Here is a 14024-nt window from a genome sequence, read left to right as displayed (position 1 = left end):
AGCGGGCGACCGGTCCGGGTGCTCCGCGAGGGTGCCGCGTGCCTGTACACCCCTCATTTAGATGCATTCTGCAGCTAAATCCGTACCGCCCGTAACGGGAGCAACGGCGCCTATCGTCGTTTTCTTCGGCCCGCCCGACAGCGCCGCCGCGCGGACCCCGTCCCTGTTCCCGTCGAAAGGTAGGCGAGCGAAGCTTTGTCGACTGCCTCAGTCGCCGCTCCCCCGTCCCTGCGGAAGACCTCACCGAGGGCCGGCACCGCGCACACCCCCGCCCCGACCGTCACCGACCCCGCGCTCGTCCGGCGCGCCGTGAAGGCGGCGGCGCTCGGCAACGCGATGGAATGGTTCGACTTCGGTGTCTACAGCTACATCGCGGTCACCCTGGGCAAGGTCTTCTTCCCCTCGGGCAACCCCACCGCCCAGCTGCTGTCCACGTTCGGCGCCTTCGCCGCGGCCTTCCTGGTCCGCCCGCTCGGCGGCCTGGTCTTCGGCCCGCTCGGCGACCGCGTGGGGCGGCAGAAGGTCCTCGCCCTCACCATGATCATGATGGCGGCGGGCACCTTCGCCATCGGCCTCGTCCCGTCCTACGCCACGATCGGCGTGGGCGCCCCGGTCCTGCTGCTGGCCGCCCGGCTGGTGCAGGGCTTCTCCACCGGCGGCGAGTACGCCGGCGCGTCCACCTTCATCGCCGAGTACGCCCCCGACAAACGGCGCGGCTTCCTCGGCAGCTGGCTGGAGTTCGGCACCCTCGCCGGTTACATCGGCGGCGCGGGCCTGGTCACCCTGATGACCGCGCTGCTGTCGTCGGAGGACCTGCTGTCGTGGGGCTGGCGCGTCCCGTTCCTGATCGCGGGCCCGATGGGCCTCATCGGCCTCTACCTGCGGATGCGCCTGGAGGAGACCCCGGCGTTCGCGGCCGAGGTCGCCAAGGCGGAGACCGGGCGCACGAAGGTGCCGCTGCGGGAGATGGTGACCGGCCAGTGGCGCGCGCTGCTGCTCTGCGTGGGCCTGGTGCTGGTCTTCAACGTCACCGACTACATGCTGCTGTCGTACATGCCGAGCTACCTCACCAGCGAGCTGGGCTACGACGCCACGCACGGCCTGGTCGTGGTGCTCGGCGTGATGGTGCTGATGATGGTCGTCCAGCCGTTCGCCGGCGCGCTGACCGACCGGGTCGGCCGCCGCCCCGTGATCGCGGCCGGCTGCGCCGGGTTCCTGGTGCTGTCCGTGCCGGCGCTGCTGCTGATCCGTGACGGCGGGCTGCTCGCGGTCGCCGCCGGCCTGGGCGCGCTCGGCCTGCTGCTGGTCTGCTTCACCGCGGCCATGCCGTCCGCGCTGCCCGCGCTGTTCCCGACCCGGGTGCGCTACGGCTCGCTGTCGATCGGCTTCAACGTCTCGGTGTCCCTGTTCGGCGGCACCACCCCGCTGGTGGTGACGGCCCTGATCGGCGCGACCGGCGACATGATGATGCCCGCCTACTACATGATGGCGGCGGCCGTGGTCGGCGGCTTCGCGGTGTGGCGCATGGCCGAGTCGGCGGGCCGCCCGCTGCCGGGTTCGGCGCCGTCGCTGGAGGCCGGGACGGACCGGGAAGAGGCCTGACGGGGACGGGGGCAGGGCGTATCTTCGTCAGCGACCCCGGTCGGACGGGATCACCAGGCGTACGGAAGGTGCAGCGCATGAGCGAGCCGCGGCTGTGGCACGAGGTGGACGACTACTTCACCGGCCGCCTCCTGCCCGACGCCCCCGACGACGCCCTGGCCGCCGCCCTGCGCGACAGCGACGCCGCCGGCCTCCCGCCGATCGCCGTCTCGCCGCTGCAGGGCAAGCTGCTGCAGCTCCTCGCCCAGCTGCAGGGAGCCAGGAACATCCTGGAGATCGGCACGCTCGGCGGCTACAGCACCATCTGGCTGGGCCGCGCCCTCCCGGCCGACGGGCGGCTGGTCTCCCTGGAGTACGACCCCGGGCACGCCGAGGTCGCCGTCCGCAACATCGCCCGCGCGGGACTCCACCGGCAGGTCGAGGTGCGGGTGGGCGCGGCGCTGGAGTCGCTGCCCCGGCTGGCGGACGAGAACCCGCCGCCGTTCGACCTGGTCTTCATCGACGCCGACAAGGCGAACAACCCGCACTACGTGGAGTGGGCGCTCAGGCTGACCGGCGCGGGCAGCCTGATCGTCCTCGACAACGTGGTGCGCGGCGGCCGGGTGGCCGACCCGGACGACACCGGTCCGGACGTGCTGGGCACCCGCGCCGCCCTCGACCTGATCGGCGGCCACCCCCGGCTGAGCGGCACGGCGCTCCAGACCGTCGGCGCCAAGGGCTACGACGGCTTCGCACTGGCGCGCGTGCTGGCGTGATCCCCGGCCGCGTGCCTCAGACCTCGTGGTAGAAGCCCACGTTGACGCTGCGCGGGGCGGCGCGGTCCTGGATGACGACCTCGCCGCTGCCGCCCCGGGGCAGCTCCACGGTGCCGCCGTAGGCGACCGGCCGGACGTGTTCGCCGACGGTCAGCCGCACCTCGGAGGACGGCTCCGGCAGGGAGCCGCGCAGCCAGGTCAGCCGCCAGGTGCCGTCCGGCGCGCACTGGAACTCCAGGTGGACCCGCGAGACGAACAGCCAGTCGTCCGGCGTCGAGAGCCGGCACAGGGACGTGTCCCGGCCCACCCGCAGCACGGTGCCCGGCTCGCTGGGCGCGTCGGCCATGAGCATGCCGGCCGTGGCGCCCGCTTCCGCCGCGGACACCGCGGCCATGGTGAGTTCGAGCACGTGGGCTCCTCCTGAGACGTCCTGGCGGACCGGTGAGGCCCGTCCCGCTGCCGCCGAATGATAAAACGCCCGGCTGCGCGGCGTCCGGCACAATGGCCTCATGACCGAGCGAAAGCCACCCGGCGTCGGCTTCGAGTCCTGGGTCGACAAACAGATCCGTGATGCCGCGGCCCGCGGCGAGTTCGAGCAGCTGGCGGGAGCGGGCAGACCGCTCCCCCGCGAGGTCGAGACCACCTACGACGAGCTGTGGTGGGTCAAGCGGAAGATGGCCCGTGAGGGGTTCTCGGTGCTGCCGCCGACGCTGGCCCTGCGCAAGGAGGCCGAGGACGCGCTGGAGGCGGCCCTCTCGGCGCCCTCGGAGCGGATCGCGCGGAAGATCCTCACGGAGATCAACGCGAGGATCAGCGACATGATGTTCAAGCCGCCGCCCGGCCCCCCGCTGGGCAAGAAGCCGTACGACGTCGAGGACGTCGTACGGCAGTGGCGGGAGCGCCGGGCGGCCGGCGGGTCGGACGGCTCAGGCGTGTAGCAGCCGTTCCGCCAGCTCGCGGTAGTCCCGCAGGGCGAGCCGCAGCTGCTCGGTGTCGGTGGCCGTCTCGGCCCCGCCCCCGTCGGCGCCGTCGGTCTGCCAGGACCTGCGCAGGGTGCGGCGCCGCTCGGTCACCGCCTCCGTGAAGCGCTCGGTGAGCTCCTGCAGGGCGAGGTCGGCCTCCCGTACGGCGTCCCGCGGCGCGTCGACGAAGCCGGCCACGGCGTGCTGCAACCGCGCCGTGAGCTTGTCGGTGTCGTCGAGCCGGAGGAGGCGGACGGGGGAGGACCGGTCGCCGTCGTGGTGCGTGCCGGTGCCGGTGGGGACCCGGTCGGCCCCGTGGTGCGTGCCGGTACCGGTGCCGGTGGAGGACCGGTCGCCGTCGTGGTGCGTGCCGATGCCGGTGCCAGTGCCGGTGCCGGTGCCGGCGGGGGTGGTGCCGCCGGGCTGCGGGTGCGCGGCGGGCGGCGGGCTCCCCGCGCCGGGGGCCGGGGCGGTGCGGCCGGTCCCCTCGCGGGTGCCGGGACCGCGGGTGCCCGGGTCCGGGGCGTCGTCGCGGACGCCGGGGGTGGTGCGGTGTTCCTCGACGGGCGGGACGTCGCCGGTGCGTCGGGTCACGTCGGTCATCGGTCAGCTCTCCTTCGCCTGGTGCCGGTGGAACAACGACGGCGCGTGGTGGCCGCGGCCCGCGGCCGGGGACGTACGGCCGCCCTCCGCGGCGCCACGCCGTCCGGCCTCGTGCCGGGACGGCCGGACCAGTTCCTCGAACAGCGCGCGGGCACCGACGAGGGCCTCGCGCATCTCCTCGGTGCCCGCACCGCCGTCGTGCGCGCCGTTCGCGCGGGCCTGCACCACCCGGTGCACGCGCCGGTAGCCCTCGACGTGGTGGGCGTGGTGCACGGACAGCGCGGCGAGCTGGTCCTCGTAGTGGCCGTCGGCGGGGAAGCCCCGGGCGGCGGCGAGTTCGGCGATCAGCCGGTCCGCCTCGGCGACCGCGTCGTGCGGCGCGTCGACGAACCGCTCCTGGACGGCCGTCCAGCGCGCCTCGTACCTCTCCCGCTCGACGGGTTCCAGCGGCCGTACGCGCAGGTCGCCGTGGCGCTCCACGCGCTCGGCGAGCTCCCGCTCGGCGGCCTTGGTGTCCCCGTCGTGCCGGGCGACGGCACGGTCGTACTCGGGTCCGAAGCGCCGCTTCAGGCCGGTGCCGTGCCGCGGGTCGCGGGCGCGCAGGGTCAGCACGGCCGCGACGACGGCAACGATCGCGACAATCACGATCAACGCAATGATCAAGCCAGTGGACATGGATGCCTTCCGGGTTTTCGGCCGGACCGGCACTCCTCGCGAGCCGGTTCGCCCTTCGTGTTGCCCGGAGGTCCGCGCACAAACAGTTCCCGGCCGTCACCGTGCGGCACGGCCCGTCCGCTCAGCCGGTCCGCGCCACCGGCCGCTCGTCGTGCGGGCGTTCGCCGCGGGAGCCGCACAGCTCGTCGTTCAGCTCGTGCACCAGCCCCACGAGGTCGGTCGGGCGGTCCGGCCCCCACCAGTCGCCGAGCAGTTCGGCCAGCGACTCCTCACGGGCCCGCGCCAGCCGCTCCGTCACCTCGCGCCCCTCGTCGGTGAGCACCATGTCGACGCCCCGGCGCACGGCGAGGTGCCGGATCTCGGCCTGCCGGGCGGCCTCGAGGACGACGTTCAGCGGGACGGGGCTGCGTTCGGCGAGGCGGGCCGGTTCCACCGAGCCGTGCTTCCTGATGCGCAGCAGCAGCCAGCTCGTGGCGGGCAGCAGGTCGTAGCCCGCGCGGTCGGTGATCCTCCGGTAGATCTCGCGGCGCCCCTCACGGGTGCCGAGCACCGACAGCGCGCGGCACACCTCGTCGTACGAGGACCGCTCCACGGGGTTGCTGGCCAGCGTCTCGGTGACGTCGGGCGCGGTGACCGAGGCGCGCAGCCGGTCCTCCTTGAGGAACCAGGCCAGCGCGAAGCCGAGGACGGCGACGGGCACGGCGTACAGGAAGACGTCGGTGATGGCGGTGGCGTACGCGTCGAGCGCGGGCGGGCGCAGGGCCGGCGGCAGGGCGGCGATGCCGCGCGGGTCGGCCTCCAGGGTGTCGGGGGAGACGCCGGGCGGGAGCCGGGAGCCGCGGAAGGCGGCGGTGAGTTCGGCGCCGAGCCGGTTCGCGAAGACCGTGCCGAAGATGGCGACGCCGAACGAGGCGCCGATGGAGCGGAAGAAGGTCGCGCCGGAGGTGGCGACGCCGAGGTCCTCGTAGGGGACGGCGTTCTGCACGATCAGCACCAGGACCTGCATCACCAGGCCGAGCCCGAAGCCGAAGACGAAGAAGCACGCGCTCATCTCGGCGGTGGAGCTGTGCGTGTCGAGCCGGTGGAGCAGCAGCAGTCCGAGGGTGGTGACGGCGGTGCCGGCGATCGGGAAGACCTTCCAGCGGCCGGTGCGGCTGACGATCTGCCCGGAGCCGGTGGAGGACAGCAGCATGCCGGCCACCATCGGCAGCATGTGCACGCCGGACATGGTCGGGGTGACGCCCTGGACCACCTGGAGGAAGGTCGGCAGGTAGGTCATCGCGCCGAACATGGCGAAGCCGATGATGAAGCTGATCACGGCGGAGAGCGTGAAGGTGCGCACCCGGAACAGCTTCAGCGGCAGCACCGGTTCGGCGGCCCGCCGCTCCACCCGCACGAAGGCCGCGGCGAGGAGCGCGCCGAGCACCGCGAGGCCGATGATCTGCGGCGAGGACCAGCCCCAGGTGGTGCCGCCGAGGGAGGCGACGAGGACCAGGCAGGTGGCGACGGAGGCGATGAGGAAGGTGCCGAGGTAGTCGATGAGGTGCCGGGTCCGGCGGCGCGGGATGTGCAGCACCGCCGCGATCACGGCGAGCGCGACGGCGCCCACGGGGAGGTTGACGTAGAACACCCAGCGCCAGCTCAGATGCTCGGTGAACAGTCCGCCGAGCAGGGGTCCGAGCACGCTCGTCGCCCCGAACACCGCGCCGAACAGGCCCTGGTAGCGGCCGCGTTCGCGGGGCGGCACGAGGTCGCCGACGATCGCCATGGACAGCACGATCAGCCCGCCGCCGCCCAGGCCCTGGAGGGCGCGGAACCCGATCAGCTGGGGCATGTCCTGCGCCGCGCCGCACAGCGCGGAGCCGACGAGGAAGATCACGATGGCGGTCTGGAAGAGCCTCTTGCGCCCGTACTGGTCGCCGAGCTTGCCCCACAGCGGGGTCGCGGCGGTCGAGGCCAGCAGGTACGCGGTGACCACCCAGGACAGGTGCTCCAGGCCGCCCAGGTCGCTGACGATGGTGGGCAGCGCGGTGGCCACGATGGTCTGGTCGAGGGCGGCGAGCAGCAGTCCGAGCAGCAGGGCGCCGATCGAGACCATGACGTTCCCGGACACGCGTTCCGGGCCGCCGGTGCCGCGGATCGGCGGCCCGGCGCCGGGTGCGGACCCGGCGTTGCTCGCCTTCGGCGCCGTGCGGTGCGCGTCCCCGGCCATGAAGACCTCCACAGAATCCCGGTTTCCCCCTCCATCGTGATCGGTGTGACCCGTTATGGCCTGTTGAGTCCTGCCGGAAGTCCGCATTCCGGGGGCGCGCGGACCCGGCTGTGAAGAGGATCTGCATAATCTCTGGAGTTCGCGAGGGGAGGGACGAACACGTGGAACAGCCGAACGGACACCCGTGCCCGGAGTGCGGTGCGCCCAGGAACAGCGACAACACGCCGTCGTGCGCCTGCACCCTGCGTGCGTCCGACGCCCTGCGCGACGCCCGCACGGCGCAGGCCGCCGCCGCGGAGGACTTCGACCCGCTGCGCATACGGCCGTACGTCGAGCTGGACGGCGAGAGCGGGCGGAGCACCTCGAGCGGGCCCGCGGAGGCCGCCGGTGCGGCCCGGACGCCCGCGCACGGGCCGGACGGGCCCGTCGCCCCCGAGGCCCCGGACGCGACGATGCCGTTGCGCGCCGTTCCGCCGGAGGAGGCGCCCGGCGCGGCGGAGGCGACGACCGTCCTCCCGACGCCGCTGGCGCCCGGGGCGGCCCGGCCGAACGACACCGATCTGCGCCTGTTCGACTCCACGCAGCCCCTCGCGGCCGTCCCCGACACCCCGGCGGCGCCCGGTCCGGCCGGTGCCGACGGGGAGCGGCCGCGCCGGCGCCGCCGCGGGACGCTGTTCGCGGCCGCCGGGGCCGTGGTCGTCGTGGTGGGTGCGGCGGGGTGGGCGAGCGGAGTGTTCTCCTACGAGACGCCGTCCCGGGACGGCGCCGCGCCGCGGGAGGTCCGGGCGGGCGTCCCGGACCCGTCGTCCGCCGCGTCCTCCGCTGAGCCGACGGCCGGCGCGTCCTCCGCCCCGCCCTCGTCGTCGGCCTCCCCGTCGGCCTCGCCGTCCACGAGCGAAAGCACCTCGGCCTCGCCGTCGCCGTCGGCGTCCACCGCCTCGGCGAGCCCGTCACGGTCCGCCGAACCGTCCTCGACGCCGACGACCACGGCGCCGGCCGGCTCCGCCGAGGACACGGAGGAGGCCGACGACGGGGAGGGCGCCGTCGCCGGCCCGGTGCTGCGCCGCGGCGACCGCGGCGCGGAAGTCGTCGAACTCCAGCAGCGCCTGCACCAGCTGTACCTCTACAACGACGAGGTCAACGGCCAGTTCAACCGCCGCGTGGAGGACGCCCTGCGCAACTACCAGTGGTCCCGGGGCCTCCAGTCCGAGCTGAGCGTGTACGGCCCGCAGACGCGGGCCCGCCTGGAGACGGAGACCCGGGAGCCGTAGCCCGCGCGCCGCGGGCGCCGCGCCGCGCGCCCGCGTTCCCGCGCCGCGCGGCGTCGAAGGAGCGGGCCGGGGGCTGCGGCTACTCCGTGACGTGGAGCCGGAGCGCGCCGTCGGCCGCGGCCTCCACGCGGACCCGGGTCAGGTCGCGCACGACCACGTCCGGGTGGTGGAACCCGGCCCGGGGGCCGATGCCCACGACCCGCATCCCGGCCGCGCGGCCCGCGGCGATGCCCGCGCCCGAGTCCTCGAAGACCACGCAGTCGGCCGGGTCGACGCCCAGCTCCGCCGCGCCCTTCAGGAAGCCCTCGGGGTCGGGCTTGCTCGCGCCGACGGACTCCGCCGTCACCCGCACCGCGGGCAGCTCGAGGCCGGCGGCGGCCATCCGCGCCGTGGACAGGGCGACGTCGGCGGAGGTCACGAGCGCGTGCGGCAGCCCCTTCAGGGAGGCGAGGAACGCGCGGGCGCCCGGCACCTCGACGACGCCGTCGGTGTCCGCGGTCTCCTCGGCCAGCATGCGGGCGTTGTCCGCGTGGTTCTGCTCCATCGGGCGGTGGGGCAGCAGGAGGGCCATCGAGGCGTACCCCTGGCGGCCGTGCACGACCTTCATGACCTCGTCGCCGTCGAGCCCGTTCCGGTCGGCCCAGCGCCGCCAGACGCGTTCGACGGAGGCGTCCGAGTTGACGAGGGTGCCGTCCATGTCCAGCAGGAGGGCACGGGCGGTGAGTACGGCGGTGGCCGTCATCGGCAGCTCCAAGGCGCGCGGGAGGGGCCTTCGAGTGGGGCCCGGGGACAGAGTGACCCCGCCCGCCGGTCAGGGAGAACGGGCGGGAGCCACTTTGTTCATCCACGGTACAAAACAAACCCGGCATCCCGCCACCGCCTTCGCCGGACGTTCACCGACGCTTCGGCCCGCCGTCGCCGCGCGGGACCGCGCGGCGGGACGTCATCCGGCGACCGCCTCCCACAGGCTCCACACGCCCAGACCCAGCATCAGCAGTGCCGCGATCTTCGTGATCAGCTCGAGCGGCACCCGCTTCATCAGCGCCTTCCCGCCGACGATGCCGAGCCCGGCCACCGACCACAGCGCGAGCACCGCGCCCAGGCCGACGGAGAGCGGGTCGTCGTAGCGGGCGGCGAGGTTGGCCGTCATGATCTGCGTCAGATCACCGAACTCGGCGACCAGGATCAGCATGAATCCGGCTCCGGAGACCTTCCAGAAGGACTGGTTCTCCGGCTTGCGGACCTCCTCCTCGTCCTCGCCCTTCCTCATCAGCAGCACCGCGGCACCGCCCAGGAAGAGCACGCCGGTGATCGCGTGCACGATCTGCTGCGGCAGCAGCGTGAGCACGCTGCCCGCCGCCACCGCGAGCGCGACGTGCAGCGCGAAGGCGGCGGCGACACCGGCGAAGACGTAGGAGGCGCGGTAGCGGGTGCCGAGGACGAGGCCGGCGAGCGCGGTCTTGTCCGGGAGTTCGGCGAGGAAGACGACGCCGAAGACGACGGCCGTCACGGTCAGGCTGATCAACGGTTCCTCAATCGGTCGGGGCCGCCCCACCGAGAGTGCTGTGCGATTCCACGGGACACCTCGGCACGGCAGCACACGAGGCACCCGTACCGTACGGCACGGGCGTGCACTGCTTGCCGAAGGTCTCGCTGGCCGGTCCCGCGTCGCGGAACCCGCCTCCGGGCGCCGGCTCAGGCGTGCTGAGCAGTATGTCGACGGTCCGGCGAAGAGCTACTCCCCTTCTGCGCCGTCCATGGTACGCGAGGCCCGCGCCGGCCGTCGTACGCGGAAACTTCACACGCGAACCATAGACGTGTCATGAACGCATCATTAGTTTCTTACCCGATCCACCCCTTCCGGCAACGCGGCGCGGCGAGCCTTCCCCTGCCCGCACACCGGTGACCCCACCCCACGAGGGAGTTCGCATGTCGAAGTTCTACGCGCGTCGACGACTCGGCGCGGTCGCGGCGTTCACCGGCCTCATAGCCTCCGCCGGCCTGTTCAACGGGCCGGCCGCCTCCGCCGCCCTGCCCACCCCGGTCAGCGCCGCCACCGCCCGCGGCTACCTCGCCGCCCTCACGGTCGCCACCGAGAACCGCACCGGCTACAACCGCGACCTCTTCCCGCACTGGATCACGCAGTCCGGCTCCTGCAACACCCGCGAGAGCGTCCTCAAGCGCGACGGCTCGGGCGTCGTCACCGACTCCTCCTGCGCCGCCACCAGCGGCAGCTGGTACTCCCCGTACGACGGCGCCACCTGGTCCGCCGCCTCCGACGTCGACATCGACCACCTCGTCCCGCTCGCCGAGGCCTGGGACTCCGGCGCCGGCTCCTGGTCCACCTCGCGGCGCCAGGCCTTCGCCAACGACCTGACCCGCCCGCAGCTCCTCGCCGTCACGGACAACGTCAACCAGGCCAAGGGCGACCAGGACCCGGCCACCTGGATGCCGTCGCGCACGGCCTACCGCTGCACCTACGTCCGCGCCTGGGTCCAGGTGAAGTACTACTACGGCCTCTCGGTCGACTCCGCCGAGAAGTCCGCCCTGCAGAACCACCTGGCGAGCTGCTGAGCAAATCGCCGGGTGCACAAATCTCCCCGGTGGCCTCCGTCGCTGCGTACCGTACGGGGCGACGGAGGAAGGGGTCACCATGGCCGGACTGCTGCTCGGACCACTGCTCAGGTACATCGACGGCTCGTCGGCCACCCTCTGGGTCGAGACCGACGGCCCGGGCACCGTGGAGGTGCGCTGTGCGGACGGGAGCGGCGGGAGGGCCGGGACCTTCCGGATCGCGGGCCACCACTACGCCCTCGTGCCCGTCACCGGCCTCACGCCGGGGACGGCCACCCCGTACGAGGTCTTCGTGGGCGACGCCCGGGTGTGGCCGCCGGCCGAGGCCCCGTTCCCGTCGCTCCCGCCGTCCGTCATCCCCACCCCGGGCCCGGACGGCCGCGTGCGCGTCTCGTTCGGCTCCTGCCGCTGGGCGTCCCCGCCCACCGGGGAGCCCGACCCGGTCGGCCCCGACGCCCTGGACGCCCTGGCGCAGCGCGTCGCCGCCGACCCGGACGGCGAACGCCCCGACGTCCTGCTGCTCCTCGGCGACCAGGTGTACGCCGACGAGACCTCCGACGCCACGCGCGAGTGGCTCGCCGCCCGCCGCGACCTGGACGAGCCCCCGGGCGGCCAGGTGGCGGACTACGAGGAGTACACCCACCTCTACTACGAGTCCTGGCTCGACCCGCAGGTGCGCTGGCTGCTGTCCACCGTGCCCACCTGCATGATCTTCGACGACCACGACGTGATCGACGACTGGAACACCTCCGCCTCCTGGGTCGCCGACATGCGGGAGACGTCGTGGTGGCGGGAGCGGATCCTCAGCGGCCTGATGTCGTACTGGGTGTACCAGCACCTGGGCAACCTCTCCCCCGCCGAGGTCGAGGCCGACCCGCTGTACGCGTCCGTCCGGGCGGCCGACGACGGCACCGAGGCGCTGCGCGCCTTCGCCTCCCGCGCCGAGGCGGACGCGACCGCCGTGCGCTGGAGCTACCGGCGCGACTTCGGCCGGGTGCGCCTGGTGATGGTGGACAGCCGCGCGGCCCGCGTCCTGGAGGAGGGCCGACGCTCCATGATCGACCGGACCGAGGCCGACTGGCTGCGCGCCCAGGTCCTCGACGGGCGCGGCTCCTACGACCACCTCCTCATCGGCACGTCCCTGCCCTGGCTGCTGCCCCACCTGGTGCACGACGTCGAGGCCTGGAGCTCCGTGCTGTGCCGGGGCGACAAGGGCGCCCGCTGGGCGTGGCTCGGGGAGCGGCTGCGGCGCGCGGCGGACCTGGAGCACTGGGCGGCCTTCCCGGAGTCGTTCGGCGAGCTGGCGGAGCTGATCGCCGAGACCGGTACGGGACCGGGGGCGCCGGCGACGGTGTGCGTGCTCTCCGGAGACGTCCACCACGCCTACGTCGCCGAGCCGAGCTGGCCGGACGGCACCGGTCCGGACTCCCGGGTGGTGCAGCTGACCTGCTCGCCCGTGCACAACTCCATCCCGATGTCGATGAGGCTCGGCTTCCGCGTGGGCTGGGGCGGCGCCGCCCGGCTCCTCGGCCGCGCGTTCGCGCGGCACGGCCGTCTCGCCCCGCCGCCGGTCACCTGGCGCAAGACGGGCGGGCCCTGGTTCGGCAACCAGCTCATGACGCTGACGACCCGGGGGCGTTCGGCGGTGCTGCGGCTGGAGCACGCGCAGCGGGAGGCGGCCGGAGTCCGGCTCAGGAGCACGGCGGAGACCCGGCTCAGCCGGTGAGCCGGGAAACCTGTGAGCCACCTGTGGACCATGGTGCGTATTCGGTCACGCCGTGGGTCATGACGGCGGGGCGGACGCCGCGCTGACCGGCGGGAGCGGGTGCGCGGAAGCGGGCGGAGGGGACGGATTCACGGCTAAATGTTGAACTTGCAAGTATTAATGAGGGACGCCTAGCGTGAGAGGTCGACTCGGTTCCGCCCCCCGGACCGGCCCCGTCCGGGGGCCGGCTCGACCGAAGGAGACCCCCACATGAGCGGACGCCTCAACAGCGCCCAGCCGTACGTCCTGGGCATGTTCCGCATCGTCGTCGGACTGCTCTTCGCCTGCCGCGGCGCCGTTTCCCTGCTCGGCCTGCTCGGGGGCGAGGACGGCAACGGCGGCACCGTCGGGATCGGCGTCTGGCCCGATTGGTACGCGGGCCTGATCCAACTCGTCGGCGGCACCCTGATCGTGCTCGGCCTCGGCACCCGCGCCGCCGCCTTCGTCTCGTCCGGCTCGATGGCCTACGCGTACTTCACGGTCCACCAGCCCCAAGCCCTGTGGCCGATAGAGAACAACGGCGAGAAGGCGGCGCTGTTCTGCTGGGCCATGTTCCTGCTGGTGTTCACCGGCTCCGGGGCCTTCGGCCTGGACCGCCTCCTCGCCAGGCGCTCGTCGGCGAACGGCGAACGGAAGGCGGAGCGGACCCCGGTGGCGGCCTGACCGTCCTCCCCGGCCCCGGGCCGCACGGGTGTCCTCCCCCTCGTACGAGGGGGAGGACACCCTTCCTCTTCACGCGGGGGAAGGAGGGGGGAACGCCGGGCGCCGAACACGCGAACCCCCCGTGACCCCTCCGTCACCCGTCGGGCGTACGCTGTATGGCTGTCATCGGTCACTCCTGCCACTCCTGCCGCTCCCGCGCGACAGCGCGGCACGGTACGGCCCACGGGGGATACACGGGGAGTTCGGGTGGAGAGTCTGATGTCGCTGGTCGGCAGCCCGTGGATCTATGCGGTGGTGACCCTCTCGGTCCTGCTCGACGTGTTCCTCCCGGTCCTGCCCAGCGGGGTCCTGGTGATCACCGCGGCCACGGCGGCGGCCGCGGGCACGGCGGCCGACGTGCCCGACATCCTGGTGCTGACGCTGTGCGCCGCCACCGCCTCCGTCCTGGGCGACCTGGTGGCCTACCGCCTCGCCTGGCGCGGCGGCGCCCGGCTGGACAGGGCGATCGCCCGTTCCCGACGGCTGAGCAGCGCGCAGGAACGCCTCGGCGCGGCGCTCGCCCGGGGCGGCGGCGCGCTGGTCGTCCTCGCCCGCTTCGCGCCGGCCGGGCGCTCGGTGGTCTCCCTCGGCGCCGGCGCCGCGCGCCACCGCGTCCGCGACTTCCTGCCCTGGTCCGCCCTGGCGGGGCTGTCCTGGGCCGCGTACAGCGTGGCCCTCGGGTACTTCGGCGCCCACTGGCTGGGCGCGAGCTGGCTGGCGACGGCGGTGTCGGTGGGCGCGCTGTTCGCGGCGGGGGCGGGCGCGGGGTACCTGATGCGGCGGCCACGACCGCGGCCCTCGGAGGCTTCGTAGGCCCCGCGGACCCCGGGACTGCGCACGGAAGCCGGGGTGGCCGGCCCGGCCCGGGGGCGGTCGTCCCGCCCGGCGCGCGCGGGGTGCCGC

Annotated in this window: 14 protein-coding genes; 8 read left to right on the top strand and 6 right to left on the bottom strand. The window is 73.9% G+C overall.

The window, feature by feature from the left end; translation table 11 throughout:
• Positions 1–195: 195 nt before the first annotated feature.
• Together proP and ABTY20_RS23905 are read left to right on the top strand one after the other, a co-directional pair.
• Positions 196–1602, top strand: a complete 1407-nt coding sequence (gene proP / locus ABTY20_RS23910; RefSeq protein ID WP_351999077.1) for a glycine betaine/L-proline transporter ProP — start codon at positions 196–198, stop codon at positions 1600–1602.
• Between the two features lie 77 nt (positions 1603–1679).
• Entirely contained in the window at positions 1680–2357 is a 678-nt protein-coding gene (locus ABTY20_RS23905) for an O-methyltransferase (protein ID WP_351999076.1), read from the top strand.
• 16 nt (positions 2358–2373) lie between these two features.
• On the opposite strand, the gene ABTY20_RS23900 is transcribed toward ABTY20_RS23905, so the two are convergent.
• A complete protein-coding gene (locus tag ABTY20_RS23900) occupies positions 2374–2766 on the bottom strand; it encodes an FHA domain-containing protein (protein ID WP_351999075.1) in 393 nt (130 codons plus the stop codon).
• A gap of 100 nt (positions 2767–2866) precedes the next feature.
• Between ABTY20_RS23900 and ABTY20_RS23895 the strand changes: the two genes are divergently transcribed.
• Entirely contained in the window at positions 2867–3295 is a 429-nt protein-coding gene (locus ABTY20_RS23895) for a DnaJ family domain-containing protein (protein ID WP_351999074.1), read from the top strand.
• Here ABTY20_RS23895 and ABTY20_RS23890 read toward each other — a convergent pair.
• The 3 genes from ABTY20_RS23890 to ABTY20_RS23880 form a co-directional block, all read right to left on the bottom strand.
• Entirely contained in the window at positions 3284–3922 is a 639-nt protein-coding gene (locus ABTY20_RS23890; RefSeq protein ID WP_351999073.1) for a hypothetical protein, read from the bottom strand. The two genes, ABTY20_RS23895 and ABTY20_RS23890, sit on opposite strands and share 12 nt — an antisense overlap.
• A gap of 3 nt (positions 3923–3925) precedes the next feature.
• Positions 3926–4597, bottom strand: a complete 672-nt coding sequence (locus tag ABTY20_RS23885; RefSeq protein ID WP_351999072.1) for a hypothetical protein — start codon at positions 4595–4597, stop codon at positions 3926–3928.
• Between the two features lie 121 nt (positions 4598–4718).
• A complete protein-coding gene (locus ABTY20_RS23880) occupies positions 4719–6809 on the bottom strand; it encodes an MDR family MFS transporter (protein ID WP_351999071.1) in 2091 nt (696 codons plus the stop codon).
• 161 nt (positions 6810–6970) lie between these two features.
• Between ABTY20_RS23880 and ABTY20_RS23875 the strand changes: the two genes are divergently transcribed.
• Positions 6971–8080, top strand: a complete 1110-nt coding sequence (locus tag ABTY20_RS23875) for a peptidoglycan-binding protein (protein ID WP_351999070.1) — start codon at positions 6971–6973, stop codon at positions 8078–8080.
• A gap of 79 nt (positions 8081–8159) precedes the next feature.
• Here ABTY20_RS23875 and ABTY20_RS23870 read toward each other — a convergent pair whose 3' ends face one another.
• Positions 8160–8822 carry an HAD-IA family hydrolase gene (locus tag ABTY20_RS23870; protein ID WP_351999069.1) on the bottom strand — a complete coding sequence of 221 codons (663 nt, stop codon included), beginning with the start codon at positions 8820–8822 and terminating at the stop codon, positions 8160–8162.
• Positions 8823–9023: 201 nt separating this feature from the next.
• Positions 9024–9605 (bottom strand): TMEM165/GDT1 family protein, encoded by a 582-nt coding sequence (locus ABTY20_RS23865; RefSeq protein ID WP_351999068.1) that lies wholly within the window; start codon positions 9603–9605, stop codon positions 9024–9026.
• Between the two features lie 404 nt (positions 9606–10009).
• Between ABTY20_RS23865 and ABTY20_RS23860 the strand changes: the two genes are divergently transcribed.
• The 4 genes from ABTY20_RS23860 to ABTY20_RS23845 all read left to right on the top strand — a co-directional run bounded on the left by ABTY20_RS23860 (position 10010) and on the right by ABTY20_RS23845 (position 13934).
• Positions 10010–10654 carry an HNH endonuclease family protein gene (locus ABTY20_RS23860; RefSeq protein ID WP_351999067.1) on the top strand — a complete coding sequence of 215 codons (645 nt, stop codon included), beginning with the start codon at positions 10010–10012 and terminating at the stop codon, positions 10652–10654.
• A 79-nt stretch (positions 10655–10733) separates the two neighbouring features.
• A complete protein-coding gene (locus tag ABTY20_RS23855) occupies positions 10734–12380 on the top strand; it encodes an alkaline phosphatase D family protein (protein ID WP_351999066.1) in 1647 nt (548 codons plus the stop codon).
• A gap of 249 nt (positions 12381–12629) precedes the next feature.
• Entirely contained in the window at positions 12630–13082 is a 453-nt protein-coding gene (locus ABTY20_RS23850; protein ID WP_351999065.1) for a DoxX family protein, read from the top strand.
• A gap of 258 nt (positions 13083–13340) precedes the next feature.
• Positions 13341–13934, top strand: a complete 594-nt coding sequence (locus tag ABTY20_RS23845; protein WP_351999099.1) for a DedA family protein — start codon at positions 13341–13343, stop codon at positions 13932–13934.
• Positions 13935–14024: the final 90 nt, after the last annotated feature.

This window comes from Streptomyces sp. NPDC126497 (assembly GCF_040302425.1).
In the GTDB taxonomy this organism is placed as follows: Bacteria; Actinomycetota; Actinomycetes; order Streptomycetales; family Streptomycetaceae; genus Streptomyces.
This window is presented reverse-complemented; position numbering and strand designations above follow the sequence as displayed.